This is a genomic window from Vreelandella venusta (genome assembly GCF_015689495.1).
In the GTDB taxonomy this organism is placed as follows: Bacteria; Pseudomonadota; Gammaproteobacteria; order Pseudomonadales; family Halomonadaceae; genus Vreelandella; species Vreelandella venusta.
This window is the reverse complement of record NZ_CP065135.1, coordinates 2,323,018-2,340,971: the sequence shown is the minus strand read 5'-3', so window position 1 is coordinate 2,340,971 and position 17,954 is coordinate 2,323,018. Positions and strand designations below refer to the sequence as shown.

Genomic DNA, 17,954 nt, shown 5'->3' with positions numbered 1-17,954 from the left:
CTACCACTGATGTACGTCGTTTTGCTCCCAAAAGTAGTAGTTATTTCACCCTCTGGTAGCTATGTAAATAAAGTCAATCTTTTTGTATTTTTATGTAACATTAAAAATAATTACCAAGTAGGTAGCTCTGACTCATGGCGACAGCGAATTAACGTCGTCTGGGATGTGTTTAATAAGGCTCTGGGAAACGCCTGATTAAAATCCTCGGGCGGTAGCGTGGCGAGACAAAAGCAATGGGAGCAACCATGAATAATTACAATGAAGTAGCAAGAGTGGAATCTTCAAGAAGCCTCATTCGGCTAGTCCACTATCTCGTATTGATCGTGCTGCTGGGAGCCCTAAGTGGCTGCGCTATGGCTCCTGGTGGCCACATTGATCAGGACAACCTTGAACAATCACTAGATGGGCGTGTGGACGTGGAGCAAATCACCCCAAATTTAGTGAATGCAATGTTTGAAAGAGATGTTTCTTCTCGGGTTCCATCTCCCGCATTGAATCCAGTGGTGCCAGGGTATGAGTACCGAGTAGGGCCTGGCGATATTTTAAGTGTGATTGTCTATGACCATCCGGAGCTGACTATTCCGGCAGGTTCTGAGCGCTCCGCAGCAGAAACCGGTAATCGTATACGACCCAATGGCACCATGTTTTATCCATACGTGGGGCGTGTCAGGGTTGAAGGAATGACGCTTGATGAAGTGCGTGACCTGATTACTCGGCGTCTAGCTAATGTGATCAACGAGCCGCAAGTGGAAGTTGGCATTGCGGCGTTTAACTCTCAGAAAGTTTATATCAGTGGTGCTGTCGAAAATCCCGGCACATTACCACTCACTATTGTGCCGATGACAATTCTTGATGCCATCAGTGCCGTAGGCGGAGCACGGGAAAATGCCGACTGGCGCAACGTAACGTTGAGCCGTAATGGTAGCGAAGAGCGCATATCGCTTTATGCAATGATGCGCCAGGGAGATATGACACAGAATCGTTTGCTGCGTGATGGTGACTTGCTTCATGTCCCTACAATGGAGAACCAGAACGTAGTAGTGATGGGACAGGTAGTCCGTCCCGGTACCATTGCTATTGGCAATGAGCGGATCACCTTGACGGATGCATTAGGCAGGGCAGGCGGTGTGAATGAAAGCCGTGCAGAACCTTCGGGAATTTTTGTTGTACGGGGTAACCCAGCAGGGAGTGAAAAGTTTGCCACTGTTTATCAGTTAGATATCCGAGATGCTACCCGGTTATTGCTTGGAACTCGCTTTCCTCTCCAGCCTCAGGATGTGGTGTACGTGACGTCAGCGCCATTGGCTCGTTGGAACTCGGTCATTTCTCTGCTGCTGCCATCCGTCAATCTGCCGGGTAATGTTGTAACGGTAGCCAATGATGCCAGCGAGCTTTAAGTGACTATTTTGAAAAGTATTTCTGAATAGCGAGGCATGGCCATGAATTACTTTCCTCATCCACCTTCATCACCGTCTGGCCCCCAGGAAAGCGATGATCTTAATCTGCGCAAGCTAGTCGACACACTCTCTGACCATCGCTGGTTTATCGTCACGATAACAGGGCTTTTTCTCCTTGCAGGGTATTTTTATGCCAGCTCTCAGCCGCGTATCTATCAGGCTGACGCGTTAGTTCAGATAGAGAGTCGAGGGGCCAACTTGGCGTTTATGGAGTCATTGGGTGAACAGCAGCCTGGTAACCCAACCGCTGCGGAACTCGAAATATTGCGATCACGTATGGTGCTGGGAGAAGCAGCTGAACGGCAAGACCTAGCGATTAAGGTTGAACCGCGCCGATTGCCAGTTATAGGGGACTTTCTTGTCAATCATGGGGTTAGTCAGGATTTAATCGACAGTTTAACCCCATCCTTTATGCGCGATTGGTTATCAATGGGAGAAGAGCGTCGTTGGCAAAATCCTTATGTGTGGGCTAACGAGGCTGTGCGTGTTTCACGCTTTTCTGTGCCCGACGAACATATCGGTAGCGAGCACCTATTGCGCATAAAGGAAGAGGGTAACTTTGAGTTATGGCTAGAAGATGAGCAGGTGCTTAGCGGCACCGTTGGCGAAACCGCTCAGGATGATCAGTTAGGTTATCGTCTCTTTATTAGCCAAGCAGTGGCCCACCCTGGTGCTGAATTCAACTTGACACGTATGTCCTCTCTTAATGCGATAAAAAACCTTGAAAGTCGTTTTGAGGTTATGCCACAAGGCACAGATTCAGGCGTCTATGAACTGATGCTCAGTGGTGCGGATCGCAGCAAAATCCAGCCGACGCTTGATACCTTAACTGGGGTTTTTCTCACTCAGAACGTACAGCGTCATTCAGAAGAGGCAGAGAAACAAATCGCTTTTCTTAGCGAGCAAATTCCACAAGTTAGGGACCAATTATCCAATGCAGAGGGAATGCTCAATGATTATCGTGCGCAGCGTGACTCGGTCGACTTAACGTTTGAAACACAAAATCTTCTCACCCGTGTGGTGGAAGTAGAAAATCAACTCAGCGAGTTGGCTATGAGAGAGGCCGACTTAGCTGAGCGGTACCGCCCCTCGCATCCCAACTACCAAACCTTGCTAAGGCAACGTTCTCAACTCGTGGCGGAGCGCGACCGTCTCAATTCCCAGGTCAATGAATTACCTGAAACCCAACAAGAAGTGCTGCGTCTGACTCGGGACAGTCAGGTCAATCAGCAAGTATATGTTCAATTGCTCAATCAGCTTCAAGAGATGCGCTTGGTCAAAGCCGGTACGGTGGGTAACGTACGTATCCTTGATGCCGCTATTCTCAATCCGGGCACTATCGCGCCGCGTATTCCATTGATAACCGCTGTCAGTGCACTAATAGGCGCGTTGCTGGCCACGATGCTGGTGGTGGTGCGGTTGTTACTGAGTCGTGCGATTAAGTCTCCCGAGCAACTGGAAGAGTTGGGGTTACCTGTTTATGCAACGCTGCCTGATTCCGGCGAGCAAGCAGGGCTTACCGAGCGCATTCGCCCGCGTCACTCTAAAAAGGTTCAGGAAGTTTTTCGAGGCTTACTGGCAATTCAAAAACCCGCTGAGATTGCGGTGGAAGCGTTACGCGGCCTGCGAACTAGCCTCTATTTTGCGATGCTCGAGTCGGACAATAATCGTTTGATGATTACCGGTGCGAGCCCTGGAGTTGGTAAGAGCTTTGTCGCCGCTAATCTGGCCGCAGTTTGTGCCCAGGCGGGACAAAGGGTTTTGCTGATTGACGCTGATATGCGTCGTGGTCATCTGCACCATGCATTTCATAGCAAGGGCGTTAAAGGCCTTTCAGAGTTGCTAGCACGGCGAATTGATGCAGAAGAAGCTGTTCGCCATAGCGACTTAGAAGGACTGGATTATGTTGCCCGGGGCAGTGTACCGCCTAATCCATCAGAGTTGTTAATGCAGCAAAGCTTTCACGATTTCCTTGAAACCATGAGCCAGTGCTATGACCTAGTGATCATAGACACACCACCGATACTGGCGGTAACCGATGCAACGGTCGTGGGCAAACTAGCAGGAACCAGTTTGATGGTAGTCCGCTTCGACAGCCACCCCCCTGGAGAAATTAAGGCTGCTAAGCGCCGCCTGGAAAGCGCTGGTGTAAATGTTAAAGGTGCAATCCTAAACGGTGTTAAGAAAACGACCAATAGCCGTCATGGCTACTATGGCAGTTACCTCTATGCTTACCGGTGATCCAAGATGCTGAAGCAATTGCGCGAACTCTACTCGTTATTGACGCAGCAACAGCGGCGCCAACTGTTGAGGCTCCAAGTGTTGATTATCGGTATGGCGCTGGCACAAATTGCAGGTGTTGTCGCTATTGGGCCTTTTATGGCGGTTGTGGGGGATATGAGCAAGCTCCAGGGGGATGGCTGGCTTGCTATGGCTTATAGCGTTACCGGCATGCAAAGTCCCAGGGCTTTCTTAAGTTTACTGGGTGCCATGGTGCTCGGCGTTCTGCTAATAGCGGCCCTGTTATCTATCTATACGTCGTGGCGACTGGCGCTCTACAGCGCTCGAGTGGGGGCCGAGCTGTCAAGTCGCCTCTACCGTTATTACTTGCACCAGCCTTGGTTGTTTCATTCCAATCACAATACCAGTGCTCTGACTACTAAGGTATCTGCGGAAGTCCAGCGTGTGTCTCTCAAGATCATCAGCCCTGTTATGGAGCTGAATGCTAAGTTGATCATGCTATCACTGATGACCTTAGCTATTTTTCTCTACAACCCTTTGGTGGCGATAGTGGGTGTGGTGGTCTTTTTTGGGACCTATTTACTGCTTTACCAAACGGTTCGACGTTTTTTAATTATGAACGGAAGACGAATTTCTAAAGCACAATCCAAGCGTTTTAAATTGATGAGTGAAGGATTCGGAGGTATTAAAGATCTGCTTTTACTGCATCGACAGGCGAGTTTTATTACACGTTTTGATAATGCCTGCAATGCTATCGCGCGTGGTGAAGGAGTGACACAGGGGCTAAGTGAAGCCCCGCGTTATGCCATTGAACTGGTAGCTTTTGGTTCGGTTATTGTGTTGGTGATTTATCTGCTTAACCTTTATGAGGGTAATCTTGGGGCAATTTTGCCAGCACTCTCTATCTATGCGCTGGCAGGTTTTAAAATGCTGCCAGGTTTTCAAAAGATATACACCTCGCTGACAAAAATTCGCGGTAACTTAGCCGCTTATAACGCCATTCGTGATGACTTAATTGCCAGTCGTGATGAGACGAAAAACGGTGATATCGCTGTTAGCGATGCCCAACCTGCAGCGCCAATAACGCCCTGGGTGCCCCGGCAAGAGATAAAAATCCAGAATGTGGTTTTCGACTATCCAGGAGCGCGCGCCTTGGCGCTTGATCGGCTCACGCTAACGATCCCAGTTAATCAGATGGTAGGGCTAGTTGGAACCTCTGGCAGTGGCAAGAGTACCGCGGTGGATTTATTACTCGGTTTGATTGAGCCCCAGCAAGGTCAAGTACTGATTGATGGTGTGCCATTAACCCATGAGAACTTACGGCAATGGCAGGCGGGGGTGGGGTTTGTGCCTCAGCAGATATTCTTATCCGATGCCAGCATCCTCGAAAACGTCGCCTTTGCTATCGAGCGCAAGGAAATTGATGTTGAGAGAGTCAAGGAGTCGCTACGTATGGCGCAACTGGACGATCTGCTGGATAGGTTTCCGGAGGGGCTCGAAACACGCATAGGCGAGCGCGGTGTTCAGATATCCGGGGGGCAGCGTCAACGCCTGGGAATCGCTCGGGCCCTTTATCAGCAAGCTAGAGTACTGGTGTTTGATGAAGCAACGAGTGCGCTGGATGGCATTACCGAGCGCCGTGTCATGGAAGACATTCAGCGATTTTCCGGCCAGATGACGGTCATCATGATTGCCCACCGCCTAGCGACCGTTAAGGAGTGCGACATCATTTATATGCTTGAGAATGGGCAGGTAATTGATGCTGGCACTTACGACGACTTGGCCAGCCGTAACCATACCTTCCAGATGATGGCGAATCTCTAGCCAGGCGTCTCTTCCAAGACAGACAAAAGGGTATCGCCATGAACCTAATCGGCGCACTACTACTGTTTTTGAGCCTTTCATTAAGCAGCCTTTATTTGTTCCCTAGTGGTGGACCGCAGCTGACTGATATTGGCTTAACAGGTTTCGTCGGTGTGATGTTAGTGATGTCCCTAGGCGACAAACATCTGAAAGTTTCCCCTTTCGCCATATGCTGGGCAATGATGGTGCTGTGGGTGTTACTGGTTTGCCTTAGCTGGACACTGGTCTTGGGAGCGACCAGTTTTTTTAGACCCGCTCTGTTTTTCCTGTTTAATTTTCTAGTGGGTATGGCGTTATTACGTTTTCTTAGCGTATATGGCGAACGCGCTACGGGAATAATCCGTAATGGCGTAGCAATCGCGCTGGTGATCGCGGGTAGTCAGGCGTTACTGCAGTTAGCTATGGGAGTTAATCGCACAACGGGAAGTTTCAATAACCCTAACCAGCTCGCTTATTTTTCATTATGCGGTGTGGTGGTGTTATTGATGCTTGATGATTTTCATCCGCGTATGAGGCTTTTGGGGCTGGCTGGGCTAGCTGCCGGCGTGTTGGGAATTTTAGCTGCGTCATCGCTTGCCGCAATGGGGGGCGGTGTTTTAGTCCTGATCGGGTGGGCCATGGCTAATGCCCGTCAAATTAAGCACTTTGCGCGCTTGTTAGTGTTATTTCCGTTGCTATTGTTGGGTGTCTTGCTTGCCAATATCAGCTCGGATGGGCAAGTATTGCGCAACTTAGAAGCGCGCATGGACAGAGCGCCAAGCAAAGTAGATAGCGTCTATGAAGAGCGTAAGTTTGATCGGTTAACGAACTTCCCTGAATACGCCATTTTAGGCGCGGGGGAGACTGAGCGTCAGCGTTTTGCTCCCTATGATGGACATGAAATTCACTCCTCTTTCGTCAACATGTTATTTGCCTATGGACTACCCGGGCTAGGGCTTTTCCTATTGACGATCGTTATCGCGTTACGACGAGCGCCGCTGTATGTCTGGGCGGGTGTGGCCGGGCCCTTGATCTATTCCACTACCCATAATGGCCTGCGCGCGACACTATTTTGGTTAGTGCTAGTGCTGTGTTGGCACCTTTACCGACAAGGAGCAATAGCCGCTTCGCATCATCGGCTAATGGCTGATTTCCCTTGAAATAACACCATTGCCAATGAGGCTAGATAACTAACACGTAACGCCCGCAAAAAATAATAACGGGGGAATCATGGATAGCTTAATGAAATCGTTGTCGGTGGCACCCCGATGGATAAAACGCAGAGTACTTGTCCTGCTCGATGGCTTGATTGTAGCGGCCAGTTTGCAGCTGGCAACGATGATTCACTTGGAAAGCTTCCAGCCACTAAGAGATGGCTCCCTGTGGATGACGATTGGTCTGCTAGTGCCAACAAGCCTTTTGCTTTTCCATTGGCTAGGGCTATATCGAATAGTGATTCGTTATATGAGCCATGTCACCGTACCAACCGTCGCTCTGGTCGTCGCGACGTCAGCACTGTTAGTGGTGCCAGTCAGTTATATGGTTGAACACCCTGTCGGGTTATCCGTTATCGTCATTTATACGCTTCTTTTATTATTAGGGATTGGCAGCCTGCGTTTTTTGATACGTGAACTGTATCGCTATAGCCAGCGTCGCCAACGCAAGCCAGTCGTGATCTATGGGGCAGGGGCCGCTGGCTGTGAGTTGGTTGATGCGCTTCGCCATGGTGGTGAATATGAACCGGTGGCTTTCGTAGATGATTGGCGAGGACTAGAAGGCGCCATGGTTGAAGGGCTGAGAGTACACCAACCGGTTGCGCTAGCTGCCTTGGTGCAAGAGTATCAGGCTGCCATGGTGCTGTTGGCAATTCCTAGTGCCCCACGTTGGCGACGCCGTGAAATATTACACTGGCTCTCCGGCCTGTCTGTTCCTCTTAAAACAATTCCTGGTAGCGCCGACGTGATTGCTGGGAGAGCAAAAATCAGCGAACTTCATGACGTAGCGCTAGAAGATTTATTGGGTAGAGAGGCTGTGCCTGCCTTTCCTGAGTTGCTGCAGGCCAATATTCGCGATAAGTCGGTTATGGTCACCGGCGCCGGGGGATCAATTGGTAGTGAGCTATGTCGTCAAATCCTTGCTCAGAATCCCATACGCCTATTACTGGTCGACAACTGTGAATTTGCTTTATACGCCATTGAGCAGGAGTTGAGGCAGGTAGTTGAAACGAGCCATTCACGCTGTGAACTAAAACCACTGCTTATTTCGGTTCAGCATGCGGGTGGACTCAAAGCAGTATTTGATAGCTTTCAGGTACATACCGTCTACCATGCAGCCGCTTACAAGCATGTACCGATGGTTGAGTTTAACCTTGTTCAAGGGATCAGTAACAACGTCTTTGGCACCTTAAATCTCGCTCAAGCGGCAATGACAGCCGGTGTCGAAGCTTTCGTGGTTATTTCCACCGATAAGGCCGTTCGCCCCACCAATGCGATGGGGGCCTCCAAGCGCTTGACCGAACTTATTTGCCAAGCATTCGCTAATGCGCAGTCAAAAACACGCTTTTGCATGGTGCGTTTTGGAAATGTGTTGGGGTCAAGTGGCTCTGTTGTGCCGTTGTTTCGTAAACAGATTGAACAAGGTGGCCCTATCAATGTGACACATCCGGAAATCACCCGTTATTTCATGACGATCCCTGAAGCCGCTCAGTTGGTTATCCAGGCTGGCGCCATGGGCGAAGGTGGCGAGGTATTTGTTCTCGATATGGGGGAACCGGTCCGCATTCTGGATTTGGCAGTGAATATGGTTAGGCTCTCAGGGCTTGAAGTGAGAGATGCAGAACACCCAGAAGGTGATATTGAGATTGTTTATTCCGGCTTGCGCCCAGGAGAAAAGTTATACGAAGAGCTATTAATCGGCGATGACGTCAGGAGAACTCGTCACGACCGGATAATGACCTCAAAAGAACGTTTCTGGGAGTGGCCAAGGCTTGAAACCTTTTTAAATGAATTGGAACAAGCTTTTATCGAAGCTGATCATGTGCATATCCGTCAACTTTTACAGTCCGCCCCACTAGATTATCACCCCTTAGACGAGATAGCGGACTTAGTGTGGACAGCGCGCCAAACTTCGCCCCGCGAACCCCAGAGCCAACGCTTAAATACAAACCCATTCTTAACGTCCTCAACCCGACACGATTCCGCTCTTAATCAAGTACTTAATCCCGTCACCAAGGAAAGCTAAAAATGTTGATCGACTCATTGTCTATCAAAGTGTGGATGCTCCGAAAGGCCGAAAGTGCGGGGCTACACATTCAGTCGATGAAACATTTTCGGCCAGTGGATGCTCGTAGGCATCTGAGTAATCCACTCGAATTAAATTATCTTTATCCTGGTAAAGAGCTGCTCCTTGATGCGCCGATGGAATGGGGGTTTGGCTTGTTTAATCTCAGTGGTCATCGGCGCTTCCTAAATGATGTGATGCAGGAGGCATTTTATAAGCCTGGCAGGGAGCGCGACTTACTCCGTGAAGCCCTGCGTGTTTTCTATGCTGAATGGCAGCCAGCTAATGCCGCCGAGTTTCTGGGAGTTTCTTCTGACCAAGCGGGTGGGCTAGTCGATGTACCGCCATGGCAGGCTTACTCTCCATGGGACTCATACAATGCTGCAGAAAAGAGTGCCAAACGCCAGCGAACGGAGTTACGTGAAAATGCCCGAATATTAGGTAGGCACCTGGGCATTAACGCAGGCTGGAAGTTCTGTGGGCCCGTCAGCGAAGATAAGCTTGAAGTTGAGGTTGAACGTTTGGCTCGGGTGCTTGAATCGATTCGTGATCAAGGAGTCTGTCGCCATGACGGCACTGATGGCGATATCCGCGCAAGCGTTTTAACGCACTCAGATGGACGCTGGCGCTGGGTGGTACACGGTGGCCAGCACCGTTACGCGGTGATCAGTGCTTTAGGAGCGCCGCGGGCTGTTATTCGGGTTGAGCGCTTTATTCGCCGTGAAGACGTTGCCCTTTGGCCGACAGTGACCTCAGGTTTCTTTAGCCAAGAAACAGCCCTCAAAATATTCGATAACTACTTTTTTGATTAATATATAAAACCGCTTTTTAATAAAAATTATTCTGTCTGAGTGATTTTGTCCTACTTTGAATTTTTTTGTTCGCTTTGCTTTAGTGCCTTTGAGTTATATTTTTTTATCGAAATTTTAAGGAGCTTTAGAAAGCCTCTGATAGGCTTTTTGAGATACTCCTTTTAGCTTTCAAGGAGAAAGGCGACTATGAATAAAAAATATAATATTGAGAAAGATGACTGGTTGGTTGGCATTGCTATTTTCCTAATTAGCGAGCGGGGGCTGGCGTATTTAGACGTCTTACGTAGCCTGCTTGATCGCTACGGTTTTAATATTTTGTGCGAACGATCCATACATGAAGATCAGCGGCATACACTGGTAAAGTGGGTTGATAGTAGTGAACAGCTGTCTGCAGGTGGACCTGTTAATGGCGATCTGCCAGCCTATTTTTTGGTGGTACACGATGTTCATCCTATGATGGAACACTCTTGTTCAACGGAGACACCAGAACGAATCGATAATCTACGGCTGCTGACCGTAGAAGCAATGCTAACTCAAAAGGCCAACGATGGTCGCAGTAGCCAAAAACACGTCAAGCCGTTGTATTTGTCCTGTAGCACAACTCAGGCATTTGAATATCTAAACAAAATAGTCCCACAGCAGGTCGATACAATACGCGCAACAGCTCAGCGCTATAACAATGAGTTTCGCACTCCTTACCCTGTGCTAGCCGACGTGAGTAAGCAGGTATGTCGAGCCAAAGTAGAACTGGTGGATTTTCACGGCACTGAAGCAATTTGCAAAACCTTTCGCCCAGGGCGCGAGCGGTATTTAGAGCGTGAAGTAAAGGCCCGTGAACTCGGCGCTTCATTGCCTGAAGTGTCGCGACTGCTAGAGGTGGGGCCTCATTACCTAGTGTTTGAACGCTATTCCAATCGTATGGAGCGGATCCTTTCTCCGCGTGCTCCATTTTCACCCCACGGGTTACTACCACTCTGGACAATTGAGCGTGTCAGAGCGGTTATCTTGCATTATCGGCGTCTTGGCTACGAGTGCATTGACTTGAATCCGCAAGACCTGATTTATGATCCTTGCCAAGGTCTTAAAATTATCGATTTCGAATTTCTACAGCCTGGCACCGACGAGATAGAAAGTCTTAAGGGCAATTATGCGTGGTATGACGTGCCATCACGCTTCAAGGGCGATTTGCCCACTTCCGCTCAGCACGGCTCCTACCGTGAACGCTGGTTCCCCTACACCGGGCTACCTCGAACGCTATGTTTGAACAAACTTCCGCGACCGGTACTTACCATGGTGCGCTCAGTGGCACTAGTGCCTTTAACGTTAGGCGGTTTAAGGCGGGTGAGTTGGCAACATATTCAGCGCCTTGTTCGTAACTGATCTAGCTCTCTTCCTTTCTAACTAACGGTTGTCTCGTCATGGAGTCTCTATATGAAGATTCTAGTAACCGGCCATGCAGGATTCATCGGCTTTCACACTGCTAAACGTCTGCTAGAGCGGGGGGATAGCGTCGTCGGATTTGATAACGTTAATGACTATTACGACCCTGCTATAAAAGAAGCGCGTCTCAAAATACTTGAGCATACCGCAGCAGAGACAGGTAATAACTACTTCTCAATTCGTGCCAACTTAGCTAACCAGCAAGCAGTGGCAACGTGCTTCGAAGAGCACTGCTTTGATCGCGTTATTCATCTTGCTGCCCAAGCAGGCGTACGCTATTCACTGGAAAATCCGCTTAGTTATGTGGAAAGTAACTTAATTGGCTTTACCAATATATTAGAAGCGTGTCGCTACGCTAAGGTTGCGCATCTGACTTACGCCAGCACCAGCAGCGTATACGGTGCCAATACGCTCATGCCATTTTCCGAGCACAAGGGAGCCAATCACCCGTTGCAGTTTTATGCAGCCACCAAGAAAGCTAACGAAATGATGGCTCATAGCTATAGTCATCTGTTTGGACTGCCGACGACTGGCCTACGGTTTTTTACTGTCTATGGGCCGTGGGGGCGCCCAGACATGGCACTTTTTAAATTTACCAAGCACATTCTGGCCGATGAGCCTATCCAGGTTTTTAATTATGGTCACCATACGCGCGACTTTACTTATGTGGATGACATTGTAGAAGGTATTATTCGTGCCAGTGATGATATCGCAACTCCGGCCCAAGAGTGGAATAGCGACAGCCCCGACCCAGCCACTAGTAATGCACCATTTCGCCTCTTTAATATAGGCAATAACGATCCGGTAACAATCAGTGTTTATATCGAAGCCATTGAAAAAGCACTCGGTAAAAAAGCCATCAAAGAAATGTTGCCTCTACAGCCGGGAGATGCGCTAGATACGTATGCAGACTCAGGTGAATTAGAAAGAAGAGTAGGATATAAACCCTCTACGCCAATCTTTAAGGGCGTTGAAAACTTCATTGCTTGGTATCGCGACTATTACTCATTAAATAACTATTTACCTACAGCCTCGTCTGATGCTGTAAGCCAAGTATCTGGCTTAATTAAGTGATATGAACTGCTTATTTCTCTCTTAATATATCCAACCCTAGTAGGAACTCCAATGAACGTTACAGTTTTCGGAACGGGTTATGTTGGCCTGGTTCAAGGTGCAATTTTGTCTGAGGTCGGTCATCACGTTGTTTGCGTAGATGTGGATGCTCACAAGGTTGAACAACTTAAGATGGGGATCATTCCCATCTATGAACCAGGATTGGAGTCGATAGTAAAAGAGAACCACGCTGCTGGAAGGCTCGACTTTACTACCGATGCGGTTGCCGCGATTAAACATGGGCAGGTTCAGTTTGTGGCGGTGGGCACTCCGCCGGATGAAGATGGAAGCGCGGATCTAACCTACGTGCTTAACGTAGCTAAGACTATCGCTGAACACATGGAACGCGACCAAGTTGTCGTTAACAAATCCACGGTACCAGTAGGTAGCGCCGATAAAGTTCGTGTCGTGATGGAAGAGGTATTGAAAGGGCGTGGTCGAAGCGATATCAGCTTTGATGTGGTGTCTAATCCTGAGTTTCTAAAGGAAGGCAGCGCCGTCGTAGATTGCCAAAAGCCAGATCGAATTATCATTGGTACCAGCTGCGCTGCTTCGATTGAAGTCATGCGCGAAATATATGCGCCTTTCAATCGCAATCACGACAAAGTGATCGTAATGGATGTAAAAAGTGCTGAGTTAACGAAGTATGCCGCTAACTGCATGTTGGCAACAAAAATTAGTTTTATGAACGAAATGGCAAACTTAGCCGAGTTACTAGGAGCCGATATTGAAGCCGTGCGTAAGGGAATCGGTTCAGATCCACGTATTGGCTACCATTTTATTTACCCTGGAGTAGGCTATGGTGGCTCCTGCTTTCCCAAAGACCTTCAGGCGCTTATTCACACTGCAAATAATATCGACTTTGACGCCAAACTGCTCAAAGCGGTGGAATTACGTAATAAAGAGCAAAAAAACACACTTTTCCAGAAAATAAACCAGCACTTCAATGCACAGTTAAAGGGCAAAACCTTTGCTATTTGGGGCCTTTCCTTCAAACCCAATACGGACGATATGCGAGATGCGCCCAGCCGAGTGCTTATGGAGGCGCTATGGGCAGCAGGTGCAAAAGTGCAGGCTTATGATCCGGAAGCAATGGAAGAAGCGCAGCGAATCTATGGAAGTCGTGAGTATTTAACCCTTTGTGGAACCAAAGAAGCCGCGTTAAAAAACAGTGATGCGTTAATTATCGTTACCGAGTGGCAGAACTTCCGAGCGCCTGATTTTGAGCTTATCAAAGCTCAGTTATCGGAACCGACTGTTTTTGATGGTCGCAATCTTTATGAGCCACACAGAATGGCAGATAAAGGATTTAGTTATTACTCGGTAGGTAGAACCAACCCAACGCTGCCAATAACAGCCCTAGCAGACCTTCCTGTAGCAACTGCCAATAACTAAAAATTAAATTATTTTTTAATTATTGAAAATGGTTTTTTTTATTTTAAATAGTAGGTGGCTCATGCTAAAGCGCCAGATTGATATTGCTATTTCAATAATAGGTTTAGTACTGCTATCGCCTTTGCTGGTTGTTATAGCACTGCTTGTTCGCTATAAACTAGGCAAACCAGTTATCTTTCGTCAATATCGGCCAGGGCTATATGGTAAGCCATTTGAAATCGTCAAGTTCCGCTCTATGCGAGATGCTTATGATAAACAAGGTCGAAAACTATCAGAAAAAGAGCGGCTGACTCCTTTTGGCCAGCGCCTACGTGCTACCAGTCTGGATGAGTTACCCGAATTATGGAATGTACTGAAAGGAGACATGAGTTTGGTCGGTCCCAGGCCTTTGTTAATGGAATATTTGCCTTATTACAGTGCCCACCAAGCTCGTCGACATGAAGTACGCCCTGGTGTAACAGGTTGGGCTCAAGTAAATGGGCGCAATGGTATCTCTTGGGAAAGTAAATTTGATTACGATATTTGGTATGTAGATAACCAGACATTTCTTCTGGATGTTAAAATATTATTGCTAACGGTAAAAAAAGTTTTTTTACGCGAAGGTATCAGTTACTCGAGTGATGTAGCGATGCCAAACTTTAAACAATCAAAGCTACACAACGACAACGGTGGACAAAATGGCTAAAAAAATTAATATCCTTGTCACTGGCGTCGGTGGGCCAACGCCACGCAGCTTTGTCAGATCTGTTATTGATTCCGGAGCTGATAGTTATCGTTTTATTGGTGTTGATGCTAACCCATTAGCGATTGGTCTTTACGATAAATCTTCATATGATCATACCTATTTAGTACCAAGGGCTGATGATGAACGTTACTGGTTAGAAATTTCAAAAATAATTGACTACCATCAGATTCAATTCGCGGTTGTCTTGCCTGAAGTTGAAGTAGTGGCATGGGCGAAGCGAAAAGAACTTGAAGGATTACCTTGCAAAGCATTTATTTCTTCAAGCCAGCCGACCGAAGCACTGATAGATAAGAAGAAGCTGCATGAAACTCTAGCGGATAAGCCTTATATACCCCGTTACTGCACATTTTCAAATGGCTTGAAAAACCTTGATTTTACGCTTGATTATCCTTTTTGGGTACGTGGTACTGTTGGATCAAGTGGTTTGGGTTCTTTAAAAGTCACAAGTGATAAAGAACTCGATGAATGGATGCAAATAAACCCTCTCATTGAAGAATTTATTGCATCCGAGTTTTTGCCGGGAAGAAACCTTGCGTGTAAGGTTATTTACATGGACGGTAAGATTTTACGTTCTGCTTGCGCCGAGAGAGTAACGTATATCATGTCTAAAATCGCGCCTTCTGGAATAACCGGCAATACTGCGTTTGGTCGTATGATTAATGATCCCCAGCTGGTGAGCATTGCTGATGATGCGATTAGTTCATTTTTTAATCACTATCAATCGAAAGCGAATGGCATATTTACAGTAGATTTCAAAGAAGATGCTCAGGGAAATCCAATGATAACCGAAATAAATGTAAGGTTTGTTGCTTTTATTTCCTCTTTGGCTCAGGCGGGCGCCAATCTTCCTCTAGACTATCTTGAGATGAACCTTAACCCAGGCAACTTCTCACACGTATACAAACATTATGAGTTTCCAAAAGGCACCATGTTTTTAAGAGACGTGGATGAAAAGCCGGTTGTCATGAACGAAAAAGACCTATTAGTTATGGATCACCGCCATGCTTAACGGCCCCTTTTCTCCTTGGCCATCTTTTACTCTGGAAGAGGCCCAGGCTGTTCAGGACGTACTGCTTTCCAACAGAGTGAACTACTGGACAGGCCAGGAGTGCATTGAATTTGAAAAGGAGTTCGCTCAATTTGCCGAGACTAAGCATGCCATAGCGTTAGCAAATGGGACTAACGCGCTAGATTTAGCGCTAATAGGACTGGGTATTGGCCAAAAAGAGCATGAAGAGGTGATTGTTACCTCCCGAACGTTCGTGGCCTCTGCATCATGTATTGCGAATGTCGGGGCTGTGCCTATCTTTGCTGATATTGATCGCGACTCTCAAAATATCACTGCCGCCACCGTCGCTGAAAAAATTACCCCGCGTACCCGCGCTATTGTTGCCGTGCATCTAGCAGGATGGCCCTGCGAAATGCAGGAACTCATGGCGTTGGCAGAGCAATACGGGCTTTATGTTATTGAAGATTGTGCTCAGGCTCATGGCGCTCGTTATCAAGGCCGAAGCGTGGGGGGGATCGGGCATGTAGGGTGTTGGTCGTTCTGCCAGGACAAAATTATGACCACCGGTGGCGAGGGGGGGATGGTCACTACCAATGACAGCGCACTTTGGAAACGAATGTGGGCTTATAAAGATCACGGCAAGAGCTGGGACGCCGTTTATTTGCACGAACATCCACCGGGGTTCCGCTGGTTGCATGATACGTTTGGCACCAACTGGCGCATGACCGAAATGCAGGCCGCTATTGGTCGTATTCAACTTAAACGGATGCCTGAGTGGAGTGCGATTCGCCAGACGAACGCTCAATGTATCTGGCAAGCAGCGTTAGAGTGCAAAGGGCTGCGTGTTCCTGCCTTTGGCTTAGCTATGGTTTCTGGATCACTAAGGCAAGATACCCAGCATGCTGCTTATAAATGCTATGTATTCATTGATTCGCATCAGCTACGGACTAGCTGGGACCGTGACCGTATTCTGAGTGAGATTAATTTAAGAGGAGTGCCTTGTTTTTCAGGCAGTTGTTCTGAAGTATATCTCGAGAAGGCCTTTTTAAACGCTGGCTGGCAGCCACAAAACAACTTGCCAGTTGCACAAGAGCTTGGTCAAACCAGTTTGATGTTTTTGTGCCATCCGACACTCTCTCAAGCAGAAATTAATAAGACATGCCAAGTACTCAAAGAGGTTATGGCGTTAGCTGTCTAATTTTTTCCAGCCCTCTACAGGTCATCTGTATTTAAAAGATCCGCTGTCTTTAAAGCTCATTACATTTAAAACTCACTATTTTAAATAGCGAATATCGGCAAACGAACACTCAACCTGTGTGGCTTAGTGTTTCGTTAAGGAGTGTTTATGAAGCCTAAGGTTGATATCTCGAATAAGCGTTTTTTGCTGATATCGGGCACAAGCTATTCGTTGGTCAATTTTAGAGGACCATTGGTTCAAGCCCTGATCAACGCTGGATTAGACGTCCATGTAGCAGCTCCAGGACTTCTTGAAGACACGACTACTCGCCAGCAGCTTGAGGCCTGGGGAGCGGTTGCTCACGACTTTCCGATGCAGAGAAATGGGCTAAACCCGTGGCGCGATGCTTTAACGCTGCATGCTCTTTATCGTCTTATGTGCAAAATTCGCCCAGCAATGGTGCTTAGCTACACGATCAAGCCAGTTGTTTACGGGCTATTGGCAGCCTGGTTGGCCAGAGTTCCTCATCGTTATGCACTCATTACCGGACTGGGTTACGCATTTGCGAGCCAAGTCAGCGGTAAGCGTGCTCTGGTCTATCAAATTGTGCGTAGGTTATATGCCGCGGCACTCAATAGAGCAGACAAGGTGTTTTTTCAGAATCCTGATGATAACGCTTTGTTTCGTGAGTTGGGGATACTACTTGAGAAGGTACCTTCGCAAGTTCTCAATGGTTCAGGGGTAGACATGGACCATTATACGCTAGTGCCTGTGCCTGCAGGCCCTCCACGCTTCTTACTGATTGCTCGCCTGTTGGGCGACAAAGGAGTGCGTCAATATGCTGAGGCTGCACGCCGAATTAAACAGCGGCACCCCGAAATAGAATTTCAACTGGCCGGTGACATTGATAGTAATCCCGATACGATTACCCGGGAAGAATTGGACACTTGGGTAAAGGAGGGCTCAATTGATCATTTAGGCTGGCTTAATGATGTACGCCCGGCAATCGCGAACTGCAGTGTTTATGTACTCCCCAGCTATTATCGGGAAGGCACACCTCGTTCAGTGTTGGAAGCCATGGCGATGGGGCGGGCGGTGATTACTACCGATGCACCTGGATGCCGTGAGACTGTCATTGAGGGTGATAATGGCTATTTGATACCCGTTAGAGATGTCGATTCGCTTGAGGGTGCTATGCAGGCGTTCATTGATAGTCCCGACCTGGTACGAACCATGGGCAGACGTTCGTATGAAATTGCTAAAAATAAGTACGATGTTCACAAAGTTAATGCGGTAATGCTTAGATCGATGGAAATACACAGCCTAGTATCGTGTAGCCTAAAGAGAAAGTTAGCGAATAATAGTGCTGTTAATGAGGTCTGAAGATAGAAAACTATTTGTTATGGATAAATGATCTTATAGATAAAAAGCATTTATCCTGCTC

13 protein-coding genes are annotated in these 17,954 nt (G+C 47.7%); all 13 read left to right on the top strand.

Annotated elements, in window-relative coordinates; translation table 11 throughout:
• Positions 1 to 245: 245 nt before the first annotated feature.
• The 13 genes from IR195_RS11315 to IR195_RS11255 all read left to right on the top strand — a co-directional run bounded on the left by IR195_RS11315 (position 246) and on the right by IR195_RS11255 (position 17,893).
• Positions 246 to 1,397, top strand: a complete 1,152-nt coding sequence (locus IR195_RS11315; RefSeq protein ID WP_125748487.1) for a polysaccharide export protein — start codon at positions 246 to 248, stop codon at positions 1,395 to 1,397.
• Positions 1,398 to 1,439: 42 nt separating this feature from the next.
• A complete protein-coding gene (locus IR195_RS11310) occupies positions 1,440 to 3,698 on the top strand; it encodes a polysaccharide biosynthesis tyrosine autokinase (RefSeq protein ID WP_206047568.1) in 2,259 nt (752 codons plus the stop codon).
• A gap of 6 nt (positions 3,699 to 3,704) precedes the next feature.
• Positions 3,705 to 5,522 (top strand): ABC transporter ATP-binding protein, encoded by a 1,818-nt coding sequence (locus IR195_RS11305; RefSeq protein WP_206047567.1) that lies wholly within the window; start codon positions 3,705 to 3,707, stop codon positions 5,520 to 5,522.
• Between the two features lie 38 nt (positions 5,523 to 5,560).
• Entirely contained in the window at positions 5,561 to 6,700 is a 1,140-nt protein-coding gene (locus IR195_RS11300; RefSeq protein ID WP_125748478.1) for a hypothetical protein, read from the top strand.
• Between the two features lie 70 nt (positions 6,701 to 6,770).
• The gene (locus IR195_RS11295; protein ID WP_241006705.1) at positions 6,771 to 8,780 is read left to right on the top strand and encodes a polysaccharide biosynthesis protein; all 2,010 of its coding nucleotides are present in this window, start codon (positions 6,771 to 6,773) and stop codon (positions 8,778 to 8,780) included.
• A gap of 2 nt (positions 8,781 to 8,782) precedes the next feature.
• Positions 8,783 to 9,631 carry a ParB N-terminal domain-containing protein gene (locus IR195_RS11290; RefSeq protein WP_125748472.1) on the top strand — a complete coding sequence of 283 codons (849 nt, stop codon included), beginning with the start codon at positions 8,783 to 8,785 and terminating at the stop codon, positions 9,629 to 9,631.
• A gap of 186 nt (positions 9,632 to 9,817) precedes the next feature.
• A complete protein-coding gene (locus tag IR195_RS11285; protein WP_206047566.1) occupies positions 9,818 to 11,011 on the top strand; it encodes a hypothetical protein in 1,194 nt (397 codons plus the stop codon).
• 51 nt (positions 11,012 to 11,062) lie between these two features.
• The gene (locus IR195_RS11280; protein WP_206047565.1) at positions 11,063 to 12,145 is read left to right on the top strand and encodes an NAD-dependent epimerase; all 1,083 of its coding nucleotides are present in this window, start codon (positions 11,063 to 11,065) and stop codon (positions 12,143 to 12,145) included.
• Positions 12,146 to 12,196: 51 nt separating this feature from the next.
• Positions 12,197 to 13,579 (top strand): UDP-glucose dehydrogenase family protein, encoded by a 1,383-nt coding sequence (locus tag IR195_RS11275; RefSeq protein WP_206047564.1) that lies wholly within the window; start codon positions 12,197 to 12,199, stop codon positions 13,577 to 13,579.
• 61 nt (positions 13,580 to 13,640) lie between these two features.
• Positions 13,641 to 14,264, top strand: coding sequence for a sugar transferase (locus IR195_RS11270; RefSeq protein ID WP_125748463.1), 624 nt, complete (start codon positions 13,641 to 13,643; stop codon positions 14,262 to 14,264).
• Positions 14,257 to 15,333 (top strand): ATP-grasp domain-containing protein, encoded by a 1,077-nt coding sequence (locus tag IR195_RS11265; RefSeq protein ID WP_206047563.1) that lies wholly within the window; start codon positions 14,257 to 14,259, stop codon positions 15,331 to 15,333. The genes IR195_RS11270 and IR195_RS11265 overlap by 8 nt, the downstream gene beginning before the upstream one ends.
• Entirely contained in the window at positions 15,326 to 16,531 is a 1,206-nt protein-coding gene (locus tag IR195_RS11260) for a DegT/DnrJ/EryC1/StrS family aminotransferase (protein WP_206047562.1), read from the top strand. Before IR195_RS11265 ends, IR195_RS11260 begins: the two co-directional genes overlap by 8 nt.
• A 147-nt stretch (positions 16,532 to 16,678) precedes the next feature.
• The gene (locus IR195_RS11255) at positions 16,679 to 17,893 is read left to right on the top strand and encodes a glycosyltransferase family 4 protein (RefSeq protein ID WP_206047561.1); all 1,215 of its coding nucleotides are present in this window, start codon (positions 16,679 to 16,681) and stop codon (positions 17,891 to 17,893) included.
• The last annotated feature ends 61 nt before the right edge of the window (positions 17,894 to 17,954 follow it).